At 39.9% G+C, this 15365-nt stretch carries 14 protein-coding genes; 9 read left to right on the forward strand and 5 right to left on the reverse strand.

The features are described 5' to 3' along the window. Positions 1–67 precede the first annotated feature (67 nt). Positions 68–1444: an NAD-dependent succinate-semialdehyde dehydrogenase gene (locus QL989_RS07720; protein WP_290169505.1), complete on the reverse strand. Its 1377-nt coding sequence runs from the start codon at positions 1442–1444 to the stop codon at positions 68–70. 201 nt (positions 1445–1645) lie between these two features. Here QL989_RS07720 and QL989_RS07725 point away from each other — a divergent pair, with 201 nt between their 5' ends. From QL989_RS07725 to QL989_RS07735, 3 genes are read left to right on the forward strand one after another with little or no spacing between them, the layout of a single operon-like run. Then, the gene (locus QL989_RS07725) at positions 1646–2680 is read left to right on the forward strand and encodes a nitronate monooxygenase (RefSeq protein ID WP_290169507.1); all 1035 of its coding nucleotides are present in this window, start codon (positions 1646–1648) and stop codon (positions 2678–2680) included. Positions 2681–2686: 6 nt separating this feature from the next. After that, a complete protein-coding gene (locus QL989_RS07730) occupies positions 2687–3253 on the forward strand; it encodes a Crp/Fnr family transcriptional regulator (RefSeq protein ID WP_010390887.1) in 567 nt (188 codons plus the stop codon). Between the two features lie 60 nt (positions 3254–3313). Continuing rightward, positions 3314–3829 (forward strand): YgjV family protein, encoded by a 516-nt coding sequence (locus QL989_RS07735; protein WP_248529674.1) that lies wholly within the window; start codon positions 3314–3316, stop codon positions 3827–3829. Positions 3830–3833: 4 nt separating this feature from the next. On the opposite strand, the gene QL989_RS07740 is transcribed toward QL989_RS07735, so the two are convergent. Next, positions 3834–4352: an NUDIX domain-containing protein gene (locus QL989_RS07740; protein ID WP_290169512.1), complete on the reverse strand. Its 519-nt coding sequence runs from the start codon at positions 4350–4352 to the stop codon at positions 3834–3836. Between the two features lie 225 nt (positions 4353–4577). Here QL989_RS07740 and QL989_RS07745 point away from each other — a divergent pair, with 225 nt between their 5' ends. The 5 genes from QL989_RS07745 to QL989_RS07765 are packed head-to-tail and all read left to right on the forward strand — an operon-like array spanning position 4578 to position 10125. After that, entirely contained in the window at positions 4578–5918 is a 1341-nt protein-coding gene (locus QL989_RS07745) for a sigma-54 dependent transcriptional regulator (protein WP_290169514.1), read from the forward strand. Between the two features lie 39 nt (positions 5919–5957). Continuing rightward, on the forward strand, positions 5958–6167 hold the full coding sequence (locus tag QL989_RS07750; RefSeq protein WP_138605223.1) for a histidine kinase: 210 nt from the start codon (positions 5958–5960) through the stop codon (positions 6165–6167). Positions 6168–6190: 23 nt separating this feature from the next. Further along, on the forward strand, positions 6191–7675 hold the full coding sequence (locus QL989_RS07755) for a sensor histidine kinase (RefSeq protein ID WP_198521994.1): 1485 nt from the start codon (positions 6191–6193) through the stop codon (positions 7673–7675). Between the two features lies 1 nt (position 7676). After that, complete coding sequence (locus QL989_RS07760; RefSeq protein WP_010390893.1) at positions 7677–8138, forward strand: response regulator; 462 nt, start codon at positions 7677–7679, stop codon at positions 8136–8138. A gap of 25 nt (positions 8139–8163) precedes the next feature. Further along, positions 8164–10125, forward strand: coding sequence for a response regulator (locus QL989_RS07765; protein ID WP_290169519.1), 1962 nt, complete (start codon positions 8164–8166; stop codon positions 10123–10125). Between the two features lie 7 nt (positions 10126–10132). Here the strand turns inward: QL989_RS07765 and QL989_RS07770 are convergent, their stop codons facing one another. The 3 genes from QL989_RS07770 to QL989_RS07780 are packed head-to-tail and all read right to left on the reverse strand — an operon-like array spanning position 10133 to position 13833. After that, positions 10133–11143, reverse strand: a complete 1011-nt coding sequence (locus tag QL989_RS07770) for a LacI family DNA-binding transcriptional regulator (protein WP_290169521.1) — start codon at positions 11141–11143, stop codon at positions 10133–10135. An 11-nt stretch (positions 11144–11154) separates the two neighbouring features. Further along, a complete protein-coding gene (locus QL989_RS07775; protein WP_109875285.1) occupies positions 11155–12483 on the reverse strand; it encodes a glycoside-pentoside-hexuronide (GPH):cation symporter in 1329 nt (442 codons plus the stop codon). A 15-nt stretch (positions 12484–12498) separates the two neighbouring features. Then, the gene (locus tag QL989_RS07780; RefSeq protein ID WP_290169526.1) at positions 12499–13833 is read right to left on the reverse strand and encodes a GH1 family beta-glucosidase; all 1335 of its coding nucleotides are present in this window, start codon (positions 13831–13833) and stop codon (positions 12499–12501) included. Positions 13834–14085: 252 nt separating this feature from the next. On the opposite strand from QL989_RS07780, the gene QL989_RS07785 reads away from it, so the two are divergent. Further along, positions 14086–15351, forward strand: a complete 1266-nt coding sequence (locus QL989_RS07785) for a sugar MFS transporter (RefSeq protein WP_010390899.1) — start codon at positions 14086–14088, stop codon at positions 15349–15351. Positions 15352–15365: the final 14 nt, after the last annotated feature.

Genomic DNA, 15365 nt, shown 5'->3' on the forward strand with positions numbered 1-15365 from the left:
GATACCTGATACCTGATACCTGATACCTGATACCTGATACCTGATACCTGATACCTGATACCTGATACTAGCTGTGAATCATAATGCTTTTAACATTCACAAATTCGCGAATCCCAAAGCCACCATGCTCTCGGCCATAACCACTGTCTTTAACACCGCCAAATGGTAGGTTTGGTTGTGCCAAACCATAGCCATTAATATTAATCATGCCGGTATCAAAATACTTTTTGGCCAGTTCAATGGCTTTCTTCTCATCTTTTGAAAATATACCACCGCCTAGTCCATAGCGTGAATCATTAGCGATACGCATAGCGTCGTCGTTATCTTTGGCTTTAATTAAAGATGCGACAGGGCCAAATAGCTCGTCGTCATAAGCAGGCATGCCCGGTGTAAGGTTTTCCAGCACAGTTGGTGGATAGTAATAACCTGTTTGTTGCGGTATTTCGCCGCCTACAATTACTTTTGCACCCGCATTGACAGAGTCTTGTACTTGCTGATGAATTTTGTCGCGTAAATCTTCGCGTGCCATAGGGCCCAGTTCTGTATCTTCATCCATTGGGTTGCCCATTTTTATGGCCTTAAACTGCTGACTTAGTGCTTCTTTAAAGTCATTGTAGAGTGAATCAACCACCACAAAGCGCTTGGCTGCAACACAGGTTTGGCCGTTGTTGATAATGCGTCCTTGTAAACATGCTTTAACTGCAAGGGCTAAATCAGCGTCATCAAGTACAACAAAAGCGTCGTTACTACCCAGTTCTAGTACGGTTTTTTTAACATGCTTGGCAGCTTGCTCTGCTACTTTTTTACCTGTGCCATCGCTTCCAGTGAAGGTCACGCCGCTTATAGCCGAGTGTGAAATAAGGGCGCTGGCGGTTTTACCATCAATCAGTAAGTTGCTAAAGCAGTGTTCAGGGAAGCCTGCTTGTAGAAATAGTGTTTCAATTTTTTCAGCCATACCAAATACATTACCGGCATGTTTTAATACGGTGGTATTACCCGCCATAATGTTTGCGGCACTGTATCTAATAACTTGATAAAGTGGGAAGTTCCATGGCTGAATACCCAGCAGCACACCGGTAGGGCGATAACTTATGATTGCACGACCTCCTTGCATGTCGCGCTCCTCGTCGCTAAGCATATCGGCGCCATGTTCAGCGGTATAACGACAAATGTCAGCACAAAGCTGAACTTCTTGGAAGCCTTGCTCATAGACTTTACCCATTTCTTCGGTCATTAGTTTTGCTAAGGCTTCTTTTTGACTTTCAAATAAAGAGGCTAATTTATTTAGATGTTGTGCGCGCTCGGTAAACGAGGTTAATCGCCATGTTAAGTATGTTTCATGAGATTTTTCGATCACTTGCTCTGCTTGAGCTTGAGAAAGCAGTGTATAGCTATTAATGACTTGCTCTGTTGCGGGATTGATCGTATCAACTGTGTTACTCATTTTACCTCCTAACAAATTATGTAATAGGGTAGGTGCAAAACCAAAGCCAGTTAGTTTCTCGATATTAAAAAAATCATAACTATCTGTTAGTAATAGTTTTTACATTACTTATGACTAAAATCTAGATGTTGTTTGCTTGCTGTTTTTGCTATGGTTCTGTAAATACTGCAAGTTGTTGAAAAAGTTACAGGGAGAGTTCAAATGAAGCCATCATTGTTTAATACCGCTTTACCGATAATTCAGGCACCTATGGCGGGTGTTCAAAACGAGCAGCTTGCTCTTGCTGTAAGTGAGGCTGGAGGGTTAGGCTCTTTGCCTTGCGCTATGTTATCCCCAGCACAATTAGTTGAGCAGCTAGAAATACTTAGCCACAAAACAACGAAGCCGTTTAATCTTAACTTTTTTTGTCATAGGGTTGCTGATTACACGAACGAACAAAAGCAGCTATGGCATAATATGCTGGCACCTTATTTTGCAGAGTATGAAATTGACCCGCAAAGTTTAACTGCAGGGGCTTCCCGTCAACCTATAAATCAATCGGTTGTTGATATTATTGCCCCTTATAGGCCAGCAGTAGTTAGTTTTCATTTTGGTTTACCTAAGCAAGCTATTGTGGCGCAAATAAAAAGCTGGGGCACTAAAGTAATTTCAACGGCTACCACTTTAGATGAAGCTATTTGGCTTAGTGAAAATGGCGCTGATGGGATTATTGCTCAGGGTATAGAAGCTGGTGGCCATCGAGGGCACTTTTTATCAATGGATTTAAGCTTACAACAAACTACTGAGCAGTTAATTAAACGTTGTGTTGAGCATATATCACTGCCTATTATTGCTGCTGGTGGCATTGCTTCAGCCGATGATGTACAGCGGTTTAAAGCGTTAGGAGCGAGTGCTGTACAAGTAGGGAGCGCTTATTTACTATGTAAGGAGGCAACAACATCAGCTTTGCATCAACAGGCTATTTTAGATCAACAACAAGATGAGACCACACTGACCACATTGTTTTCTGGTAGAGCTGCTCGGGGTATTAAAAATCGAGTAATCCAAGAGCTAGGTGCTATACCAAAGGGCGTTCCTGCGTTTCCACATGCCAGCAGTGCAATAACAGCCTTAAGAACTCTAGCTGAAAAAAGTGCTAAAAGTGATTTTTCACCTTTATGGTGTGGCCAAAAATATATTCCCAGGGTGGGTGTATCAGCGGCTGATATTACACATGCTTTAATGAAAAAATGGTAATTTTTAATGTCTGATAATCCACTTTTATCGCTTGGCGACAGCTATGAAGCACTAGTAAACAAGTTTAAAGTGCAATTGGCTGGTAAGTATCCTCAGCAACTAATAGCGCCCAATACCGTATTAGTGCAACAAGGCGATCTGCAAAGTTATGGGTATTTAGTTGTGGACGGGGTTCTAGGCGCTATTCATGACGACATTGACGGCGTGCAAAAGTGTAAAGAGTTTTATTTTAAAAATGAATTTGCTTTGCTGTTTGCCAATTGGATGACCTCAACTCCTGCGTTTTATCAATTAAAAGTGATTAACGAAGCCAATGTAATTAAAGTACCACTAACACTATTTGAGCAAGCACAGTATCAACTGATTAAGCAGCAGCTTATTGCACAGCAACTTATTTTTAAAGAAGCCAAAGAAGCATTTTTATTACTCAATAGTCCCGAGCAGCGTTACTGCTATTTACTCAAACATAAACCTCATTGGTTGGCGCAGTTAAGTTTAAGCCAAGTGGCAATGTATATAGGCATTTCGGCTATTTCGTTATCACGAATTCGTAAGCGACTTAACTTAAGTTAAGTGCTGTTTTCATAAAGCACTATACACTCCCCATTTTAAGCTTTAATACCTTGGAGTGTTATGTTTTTAATTGCCCAATCGTTAGTAGCAGTCGCTACTTTACTCGACTTAGCTTCATTTCAGTTTAAATCCCGACGAATTATTTTAAGCTGTTTATTTACCTCAGTATTATTAACCTCTGCTCACTTTTTTATATTGGGCTATAACAGTGCCGGCTGCTTAATGTTTATTGCCGCGGTGCGTTATTTTTATTGTATTTACTTTAAGCATACTTGGGCTATGTTTGGGTTTATGGCTTTAAGCTGCTTGGCAGTTTATTTTACTTGGCAAGATTGGTTTAGTGTCTTTGCATTGGTGGCGACATTAATACAAACTATCGCTTCATTTCAAAATCGAGATTTGCACTTAAGGTTATGTATGGTGGTGGGAACCTCTTTTTGGATAACACATAATATTTTTGCCGGCTCGCCAGTGGCAATAATCATGGAAAGCCTATTTTTAAGTAGTAACTTATTAGGACTATACCGCTTTTATGTGGGTAAAAAATCGCTGAGCGAACCGCAAACGCAACCCTAAACACTTAGGAAAAAAACTGTGCTGCAATGGCTTTTAGCAGATAGGTTTCGCGAATAATTGATAGCCCTTGCTTGTCACTGTTTGCAAGTGTACGTTCGTTATGGGCTATCGCCTGGAAAATATCAACCCATTTAGCCTGCATGCCATTTTGTTGTTCGTAGTGTTCAAGCTGTGCTTGGCCTAGTTGCTCATCAATTTGGCAAAGGTAGCAGTATGATTGTATATGAATAATATCAAAGTCATCTTTGTACCAAGGGCGGTACTCTTCGTAAAGCCCAAACTCGCTACATACTTTTATATTTTGTGCGCCAGTTTCTTCACTTAGTTCTCTGATCAATCCCTGCTCTATGCTTTCATGTGAGTCAATCCCACCGCCAGGTAAGCTAAAGTCGTCGTAGCGCTGAGTATACATAAGTAAAATGTGTTGTTGCTTAAATGCAATAGCGCGAGCGGTTGGGCGAGAAAATTGACGACCTTGTTTAATATTGATAGAGGGGTGAATGTAGGTTTTTAATAAGCGCATAACAACTCCTGTAATAAAAATAAATTATATCAGTTGGTTATATTAATTGCTTTAATAGAGATTTAATAAGCCGCATAAAATAGCGCTATTTCAGCGCCTATACAGCTACTTATGATTAAACTAGTGGATTAAAAATAAAACAGCTGCATTTTGTACCTTAATTATGTATATCTTTCATTTACATTAAAGGATAAGTAGAATGGTGAAAAAGCACAGGGATTATTCATGTTAAATATACTTTTAGTCGATGACGACGTCGAATTCAGTGATGTTATTTGCCATATTGTTGAGTTTCTTGGCCACAACATTAATACAGCAACCAGTTTAAAAGAAGCGCATCAATGGTTTGAAAATAACACCTTTGATCATGTGCTGCTCGATTTTATGTTACCTGATGGCAGTGGTTTGCACTTGCTGGATCACTTAAAAATGATTGGTCAATCGCCTAAAGTCACCCTTATTTCAGGTCACCCTTCGGTCAAAGGCATTTTAGCTGAGATGTGTGAGCCTAATGTGTCGCATTTATTAAAGCCGCTGCAACGTGAAGATTTAGAACTGGTTTTAAATGGCCCTAAAAAAACAGTAAAAAAAGCGAAAAGTGCCGCCATTACACATCATTTTGACACGCTTATTGGCGAGTCTGCTCCCATGCAACAGCTTTATACCATGATAGAGCGCGTAGCTAAAACTAATGCTAACGTTATGCTTATGGGTGAAAGTGGCTCAGGTAAAGAGGTGGTAGCTCAAGCCATTCATAATGCTAGTAAATGCGAAGGTCCACTGGTGGCGAGTAACTGTGGGGCGCTTTCAAAAGAGCTTATTGGTAGTGAATTATTTGGCCACGAAAAAGGCGCATTTACCGGTGCTATTGCCCGTAAAGAAGGCGTGTTTGAACAAGCCGATGGCGGAACGTTATTTCTTGATGAAGTCACTGAAATGCCGATTGATATGCAGCCTAATTTATTGCGTGTACTTGAAACTAAAAAAGTAACACGGGTTGGTGGTAATCGTGAGTTACCAGTAAATTGCCGTGTTATTTCAGCGACTAACCGCTCCCTTACCGATTTAGCGCAGAATAATATTTTACGTGAAGATATTTACTTTAGACTCGCTGTTTTTCCAATTGATATACCGACACTTCGAGAGCGAAAAGAAGATATTCCATTACTCGCAAAAGCATTTTTAGGGCAGTTGAACGATGAAAATGGTACAGCGTTTGCGTGGACTAATGAACAGCTTAAAGAGCTACAAACATACGACTGGCCAGGTAACGTACGTGAACTTCGCCATGCTATTCATCGCGCTTTTATTATGAGCGACCCGCAAACTAGCACAATTACATTACCTGACAACTTAGAGTCACCTTTTTCAAGGGTTAATACTCAACCTGAGGACAAACAGGTATCAGCAGGGCAAACAATTGAAGAAGTTGAAAAAGAACTTATTCATGCCACGCTCGATAAGGTACAAGGTAATAAAACTTTAGCAGCACAAATGCTGGGTATTAGTACTAAAACCTTATATAACCGTTTAAATGCTTATGGTGGTATTGGAGAGTATAAATAACCAGCATGCAAATTTAATAACAACAAAACGAGGATTTTGATGGCATCGTCAGAAAAAACAAAACCTTTGAATGAGCTGGTACACGACGCACGTGCGCCACTAAATCGTATTTCGATGAATGCTGAACTAATTAAGTTAGTACTTGAAAACGATATGCCAAAAGATAAAGCACTCGCCGCACTGGATAAAATAATTGCTAATTGCCAAGCGTGCAGTGACAGTTTGCAGCTTATTTCAGAGTCGAAGTAACCCTAATTAATTCAGGACGATAAATGATTAAACGCAAACAGCAAGGCAAGGCAAATGTAGTATGGGCGTTATTTATATCTATAGTGCTGTGTATTATTGTTGGTAATGCTTTTTTAGCCATTAATACCATACAAGGCCTAACGCGTACTCAACAAAGTTTAGATAACACTAATATGCTAAGTACGGCGATAGAGCAATTGCACCTTTCAGTAGTGCAAGCTGAGTCGGGACAGCGAGGGTATTTATTAACCCAAACTGATGATTATTTAGTGCCTTACTACGATGCTATCGCACAAATAGAGTCTCAAACTAACCATGTAAGCGCCTTACATTCTGAAATTGATGGGCAGGCACAGCGTATTGCTGAGTTATTATTACTGGTTGAAGCTAAAATAGATGAGCTGAAAAAAACGGTTAAATTAGCATTAAATGATAAAGAAAAGCGCGCACTTTTGAGGCTAAATACACATGAAGGGCGTGATCTTTACAGAGAGATTCGGGCGTTGGTTAATGATATTCAAGAGCGTGAATTGTTGTTTAAAGTTAGTCACTTTTCGAAATTAGAACAAATTAAGAAAGAAGCTAAAATCACTTTTGGTATCACTGCAGTTACAAGTACATTATTGATTTTGGGTATGTTTTTATTGGCGAGGTTGAACTTGAAAAATGCGGCCGAGTATCGTGCCGAGCTTGAAATGCAAAATGAAACTTTAGCCAGTAAAGTGAGTGAACGTACTCAAGAGCTTACCTTGTATTCTGATGAATTGAGTCGTAGTAACCGAGAGTTAGAAGAGTTTGCTTTTGTTGCCAGTCATGACTTGCAAGAGCCGTTAAGAAAAATCCAAGCATTTAGTGATCGGCTTGAAAGCATGTTTAAAGACGAGTTGGGCGAAAAAGGCGCTGATTATATTGCCCGCATGAAAAATGCCGCACAAAGGATGTCTAATTTAATTAATGATTTATTAGAGTTCTCTCGAGTAACGACCCGAGGTAAAGATTTTACCGATACCGATTTAAACAGCATTCTGAATGATATAAAAGGTGATTTAGAAATAGCGATTAATGAGTGTAATGCACAGGTTGTTACGGTTGAGATGCCCATTATTCAGGCAGATCCGAGTCAAATGCATCAGCTGTTTTTAAACTTAATTTCCAATGCAGTGAAGTTCAGAGCGCCTAACGTTGACCCGGTTGTTAATGTTGACTTTGAACGAGTGTGTGAGTTTAGTGAAGATCATAACAGTGAAATATGTTGGCATGTTATTACCGTAAAAGATAATGGGATCGGCTTCTCTGATGAGTACGCGGATAAAATATTTGTACCATTTCAACGTTTGCATGGCCGTTCAGAATATAAAGGAACGGGTATTGGTTTATCTGTATGTCGTCGAATCGTAGAGCGACATGGCGGCTCTATTGCTGCGATAAGCTCCCTAGGTGAAGGGGCAACTTTCATCATTAAATTACCTGTGAATGCAGAGTTATTCACACTACAAGGAGAGGCATAATATGCCATTAACAAACGTAAAACCGATTACCATTTTGATGGCAGACGATGATGAAGATGATCGTTTATTAACCCAAGATGCGCTTGCTGAAAGCCGCGTTTTAAATGAATTACATTTTGTTGAAGACGGTGTTGAACTCTTGGAGTATTTAGAGCGCAAAGGCAAGTTTGTAGATAAAAGCATCTCGCCAAGACCAGGCTTAATTTTACTTGATTTAAACATGCCGAGAATGGATGGTCGTGAAGCGCTTGAAGCTATTAAGGCAAATCCAAACCTAAAAGGCATCCCTGTGGTAATTTTAACTACCTCTAAGCAAGAAGAAGACATGGTTAAGGGTTATAACCTAGGCGCTGCGTCTTACATAACTAAGCCGGTTACGTTTGACGGGTTAGTTGAGTTGATGAAAACGCTGGGTAAATACTGGGTTGAGTTTGTAGAGCTACCAAGCACGTTTAACGATTAAGCATATTATTAAAACAGGAGACGCTATGTTAGCAAAGGCAACGAAACTGCTATTGGTTGAAGACGATGAAGATGATTATATTTTAACTCGTGACTATTTAGAGCAGCTCAGTTCCCATGTGTTTGACATAGACTGGATAAGCTCTCCTGAGCAGGCGGTGGAAGTGTTGAGTAAAAATCAACATGATATTTGCTTGCTTGATTATCGCTTAGGGGCATCTGATGGCTTGAGTGTTTTAAAACAAGCGCTTAAAAATGGTTTTTGTGGGCCTATTATTATGCTTACAGGGCAATCAAACGATGCCCTCGATTCAGCTGCGCTTGATGCCGGAGCGGTTGATTACTTAGTTAAAAACGAAATGAGTGGTAGCCGGTTTGCTCGCTCTATTCGCTACGCATTAGCGCGCCGTGATGTAGAAGATGAGCGAGTGGAACGCTTAAAAGCCGAGGCTGAAAACCGTTCAAAAGATCGCTTTTTAGCACATTTAAGCCACGAATTACGAACACCGCTATCTTCTATTTTAGGTTATACAGAGTTGTTGATGCTCAGTGACTTTAACAAGCAGGCTGAAAACGAGCTCGGTGTGATTTATCGTAATGGTAAGCATTTATTAAGCTTACTGAATGACGTTTTAGATTTATCTAAAATTGCTGTCGATAAACTCGAACTGAGTTTAGGGGAGGTTAACCTTGATAGCTTAATGGCCGATGTATTTACCTTAATGCGCGTATCAGCACTCGATAAGGGCTTATCACTAAAGTTTGAATCACTGGAGCCTTTACCATTAGTTATTCGTGTAGATGCCACTCGAGTTCGACAAATTCTCATTAACCTGATCAATAACGCGATTAAATTTACTGAGCAAGGCGAGATTGTGGTTAACGCGTGGACTGAAGTAGTCAATGAGCGTGAAATGCTATTTTTTAGTATTAAAGACTCAGGCTTAGGCATTGCTCCAGAAAAACAAGGTCTCATCTTTAAGCCTTTTGAGCAAATAGCTGATGTAGAGTCGCGTTCAGTAGGTGGTGCAGGCTTAGGTTTAGCTATTTGTTCTGAACTACTTAGTCGTATGCAGGGGGATATTTCATTAGACTCTCATGTCGGTGAAGGCTCAACCTTTACCATTTCCTTATACCCTGGTGATATCAGACAGGTAGAGCGCAATTTATTAAAACTTGATTTAACCCCCAATATGCAGCAAAAAGTAGCCCCCTGCCAAGTGAACGGCAAAGTGTTGGTGGTTGATGATTTACGCGATTTACGCGTGCTAGTTGGTCACTTAATTGGTTCAGCAGGCGCTGAAGTAGATTATGCTGATAATGGTAAGCAAGCGCTTGAAAAAGTAAAAAAACAGCTAGCAGACGGGCACACTACCTACGATATTATATTTTTAGATATCCATATGCCGGTAATGGGCGGAAAAGAAGCCGCTATTGAGCTTAGAAAGCTAGGGTTTAAAGGCGCAATCATAGCCTTAACTGCTGCGACTATGAAAGGCATTCATAGCGAACTCAATGCGTTAGGGTTTGACGATATGATTGCCAAACCTGTCGATTCCAACTTGCTTTATCAATGCTTAGAGTTAAGGCTCGGGCAAAAAGAACAATCAGCTACGCTGGTTCAGCCAGCACCTAAACCAAGTAATGATAAGAAGTGCTTTTTATTAGTAGAAGATGATGCTGATGCCGCACAAATTACCCAGCTATTACTAGAAAGCTTGGATGTGGATACCGATATAGCAACAAGTGTTAAAGACTGTAAGGCAGTACTAGAGCACAATAGTAATTACGATAAAGTATTACTTGATATGCATTTGCCAGATGGTACCGGTTTAGAGCTGGCTGGGTTTATTAAACAGCATTACCCTAATATTAAGCGCGTTATTATTAGTGGTATGGAGCCCGATGCTGTGCATATCAGGCAACTAGAAATAGAGCAGGTATTGTTAAAACCAATAAATTTATCATTACTCAATCAGCTTGTTTAACACCCTATTAGCTTGATGTTAAAGGTTTAACCACAGATTGGCGTATAACTAACTCGGGCTCAAATAACGTTTGAATAGGGTGTACGCTTTTTTGATAAACATGACTAAGTACCCACTGCGCTGCCACTTTACCCATCTCATCGATAGGATAGTTTATAGTGCTCAACGGAGGGTAAACGTGACGGGTAAAAAACACGTTATCGTAGCCAATAATTGAAAGCTGCGAAGGTAGTTGTATACCATGCTCTCTGGCACTCACCATGGCACCAGTGGCCATTTCGTCATTGGCACATACCAAGGCGGTAAAGGCTGGGTTGTTTTTATACAGTGTAGCGAAGCCTTCGTAGCCACTTTCTTCTACAAAGTCACCTTCAAATAAATTATTTTCATCAAATTTAATGGCGAATTCATCAAGCGCTTGTTTATGCCCATTTAAGCGTTCTTGGGCATCTTTTTTCCATAATGGGCCGCTAATATACGCAATTTCTTTATGGCCCGATTCAATAATGTATTTAGTGGCTAAATAGCCACCTTTAGTATTATCAAGAATAATACAGCGGTCGGCGAGCTCTTCAATATAGCGGTTTAGCAAAACAAACGGGGTTTTGCCTTTACTGAGTTTTATTAAGTATTCATCACTAATAGCTTCAACATGCAAAATAAGTGCGTCGCAGTTACGGCTAATTAAAAATTCGATGCCTTGTTGCTCTCGCTCTGCGTCACTGTGGCCTGCGGTAATAATAACGTGTTTACCTTGGTTTCTTAGGGTGTTCTCTATACCGCTCATCATCGGCCCATAAAATGGACCCTTAAGCTCTGAAACTAACAAGCCCGCACTATTCGAGCAATTAGAAGCCAGTGATTGCGCAATAGAGTTAGGGCGGTAGCCCAGCTCTTCCATGGCTAAGGTGACTTTTTTTCTGGTTGCATCACTTACGTTTGCATTGTTGTTCATTACTCTTGAAACAGTGGCAAGTGACACCCCTGCAAGCTTTGACACTTCATAAATGGTGGCCATACTATTCCTTGCTACAAATTGCTTTTCTGTGTTAAATCGGCAGTGATTTTTTTAATGGTTCTATTGTCTAGGCTGTATTTACTCATTATTAATGCCACAAGTACACTACCAATCGCAGGGTAAAGTGTGAATGAGGTTAAAATACCATTTTTAGTTGCCTCGCTTAATTCCACATTGGCTTGATATTGATAATAAGCAAGTAACCAACCGGCAATCGCTCCGCCTAATGCAAGTCCCAACTTGATAAAAAATACGATGCTTGCGTAAACTAAACCCGTGAGTCGAAGGCCATTTTGCCAGACTCCGTAATCAATAGTATCAGCCATTTTTGCCCATAATAAAGGCGTTGCCATTTGAGTGAAAAAGCACCATAAAAAATACACCAAAAACGCTAGTAAAACGTGTTCATTAGGAACAAAAAAGGCAATGCAGCTCAATATGGCGGAAATATATTGCAGATAAACATAAGCCGCTTTCTTATCAAGGCGTTTACTTAAAGGTTGTGCGCAAGCGCAGCCTAAAATATTACCAATCATACCTAAGGTTACAAATTCGGTGATTAAATCTTCTTTGCCAAGAACATATTTTACATAGTAAATAGCCAACGTTGTGCGCAATACCATACTGGTTAATAATACCAGCGCTGCCATACACAAGATTTTAAACGGCTGATTTTGCCATAAAACGTGAAGTTGTGTTTTTAAAGATAATTTATGCGGTGGATTGCTCACTCGCTCTTTGGTGTAACGAAAACAAATTAAAAATAACACCACACCTAGGCAACTCATAACCAGCATGGTGAGTTGATAGCCCATTTCGTTATTACCATTGCCAAACCATTTTACTAAAGGCAAGGTGCAGCTTGTAACCAGTAAACCACCTAACATGCCAAATACAAACCGGTATGATTGAATGGAGACACGTTCGTTGGGGTTGCCACTTAATACGCCGCCAAGTGCCGAATAAGGAATATTAATTGCGGTGTAAACTAACATTAGCAGGGTGTAGGTAACGAAGGCGTAAATAATTTTGTTGGCGTCATCCATCTCAGGGGTAGTAAAAGTAATCACGCTTATAACGGCAAAAGGGATGGCAAGCCAAAGTAGGTAGGGTCGGTAGCTACCGTATTTAGTATGAGTGGCATCAGTGAGTGCGCCCATTATTGGATCAGTTACTGCATCAATAACTCTAACTACTAAAAAAAGGGTGCCCACAACTGCAGGCGAAATACCAAAAATATCAGTGTAGAAAAAAGTTAAAAACAGCATTACGGTTTGAAAAATAATATTACTGGCCGTGTCACCTAGGCCGTAAGCTATTTTTTCTTTTTTACTCAGCATAAAAGCCACTCGTTATTATTTTTGGCGCTGTTTAAGAAAATCACGATACGCAATTGCGCTTTGTTTTAAGGTACGTTGTTGAGTTTGGTAGTCAACATAGACTAGCCCAAAGCGTTTTTCATAACCATAGGCCCATTCAAAATTATCCATTAAACTCCATGCAAAGTAGCCTTGTACATTAACGCCTTGCTCAACTGCATTATGAACGGCATTAAGATGGGTATGGTAATAATTGACACGTTGTATGTCATCTACTTTACCATTTATTAATATATCAGCCATCGCTGCACCGTTCTCTGTTATATATACCTTAGGTAAAGTGTAACGATCATTTAGTGAAAGCAGTAATTCGCACAATCCCTGCGGGTATATTTCCCAGCCCATATCGGTGGTGGCAACATTCTCTAAAGAAACTTCGCTAAACCAATGATCTGGGGTATTTTTGTAATGAATACGAGTATAGTAATTAACCCCTAAAAAATCGATCTTTTGGCTAATAATTGCCATATCTCCATCACTAATATGGGGCTTTGCATCATTTGCAAGCTCATTAATCACTTCAGGGTAACAGCCCTCTAGTACTGCCCGTATATACCATTGGTTATGATAGTCATCAGCTAATTTAGCAGCGCGTTCATCAGCAGTGGTAAGCGGATAGGATGGGCTAAAGTTAAGTACTATACCGGCTTCTATCGTGGGGCAATTCTTACGTATCACTTGCATTGCGAGTCCATGGGCAAGCAGTAAGTGGTGCGCTGCTTGGCGTCCTGCTTTTTGACTTTTTATGCCTGGTGCATGTACCCCTATTTCATAGCCTAGGTAGGCACTACAAAAAGGCTCATTTAAGGTCGCATAAGAGTCAACTAAGCCCTCTAGTTGTTGAGTTACTATATGAGTGTAATGAGCAAATTGATACGCGGTATCGCGATTTAGCCAACCACCGTTGTCTTCTAAATGCTGTGGTAAATCCCAATGATATAAAGTGACATAAGTTTTAATGTTGCGCGCTTTTAAAGCTTGTAATAGCGATTTATAAAACGACATTCCTTGAATATTCAAGCTGCCATCTTGGTGTAAAACGCGTGGCCAAGAAATCGAAAGACGATAAGCGTCTACAGCTAAATCAGCAATCATTTGTACATCTTGTTGCCAATATTCTATGTGTTTACATGCTTGGTTGCCGTTACTGTTATCTGCAATGGTGTTTGGTTTGTTACAAAAAGTATCCCAAATACAGGGGAGGCGGGTATCGTAACTTCCCTCTATTTGAAAAGAGGCTGTAGCAACCCCAAAAATAAACGGCGGCTTTAAGAGGGCTGACGTGCCTGGTAAGGAGATTGTTTTAAACACAATGAGATACGTCCTTAAGCTTGCAAATAATAATGAGCTTTACAGTAGTTAGCTAAGCAATATAAATTGCATAATACAACAATGTAAGCGTTTACAATATTTTTGTAAATAAATTGATAAATTTTCTCTATATGCTATAAATGTAAGCGCTTACATTTGGTGTTGCAACTATTATCTGCATTTTAAGTTTTACTAAACGCAATAAAATAGAGGTAACAATCTGATAATTAAAAAATAATTAGAGATTATACTATGGCACATATCACACAGCCACTACCGGCAGCAGAAAACAGCCAAAAACCAGGGTCTACACACACCTTTGCGTTAACATCGCTTACGACCTTGTTTTTTATGTGGGGTTTTCTTACTTGCCTAAACGATATTTTAATTCCGTATTTAAAGGGAATGTTCTCCCTTAATTACACCCAAGCAATGTTGGTACAATTTTGTTTTTTTGGTGCCTACTTTGTTATGTCAATTCCTGCAGGGAAGCTGGTCAGTAAAATAGGTTACCAATTTGGTATTGTTGTTGGTTTGGTTGTTGCTGCGATAGGGTGTGCACTATTTTACCCCGCTGCAGAGGCACATGTTTACGAGCTATTTTTACTTGCTTTGTTTGTACTTGCTTCAGGGATCACTATTTTACAAGTCTCTGCCAACCCTTATGTAAGCGTATTAGGGCCTGCAAAAACAGCGTCTTCGCGCTTAACTATGACTCAAGCTTTTAACTCTTTAGGTACAACTGTTGCGCCATTGTTTGGTAGTTGGTTAATTTTGTCAGAAATTAGTCAAGCTACAGCAGAACAAGTTAAGTTTCCTTATTTAATGCTCAGTGCAAGTTTATTAACATTGGCGATTATTTTTGCTTTTTTAAAGTTACCTAAATTAGGTAAAGCGATTGACAGTGAAGCAGAAAACCAAGGTGACACTGAGTTTGTTGATTTAGGCAGTGTATGGAAATATCGTCACCTTATTTTAGGCGCGATTGGTATTTTTGTTTACGTAGGGGCTGAAGTGGCCATAGGTAGTTTTTTAGTTGGCTTTTTAACCCTTGATCATATTGCAGGCTTACCAGAGCAACAAGCAGCACATTACATTAGCTATTATTTTGCAGGTGCAATGATAGGGCGCTTTGCTGGCGCCGCGATTATGCAAAAATTAAACGCAGCCAAAGTATTAGCTTGTCACGGTATTTTAGCAGGCTTACTTGTGTTAATTGCTATGACGGGTCAAGGGTCACTGGCTATGTGGGCTATTTTATTAGTTGGATTATGTAACTCTATTATGTTTCCTACTATTTTTAGTTTAGCACTGCAGGGGCTTGGTAAATACACCTCGCAGGGTTCGGGTATTTTATGTTTAGCGATTGTTGGCGGTGCCATTATTCCGTTATTACAAGGTATGCTAGCTGATAACATAGGTGTGCAATTAGCTCTTATTCTGCCCATTGGTTGCTATTTATATATTACTTATTTCGCGCTGTTTGGTGCAAAAAAAACAACGTCAACTCCTCTTTGAGTTTTAGGTGAATG

Origin of the sequence: Pseudoalteromonas sp. APC 3224, assembly GCF_030407535.1 — a bacterium.
Lineage (GTDB): Bacteria > Pseudomonadota > Gammaproteobacteria > Enterobacterales > Alteromonadaceae > Pseudoalteromonas.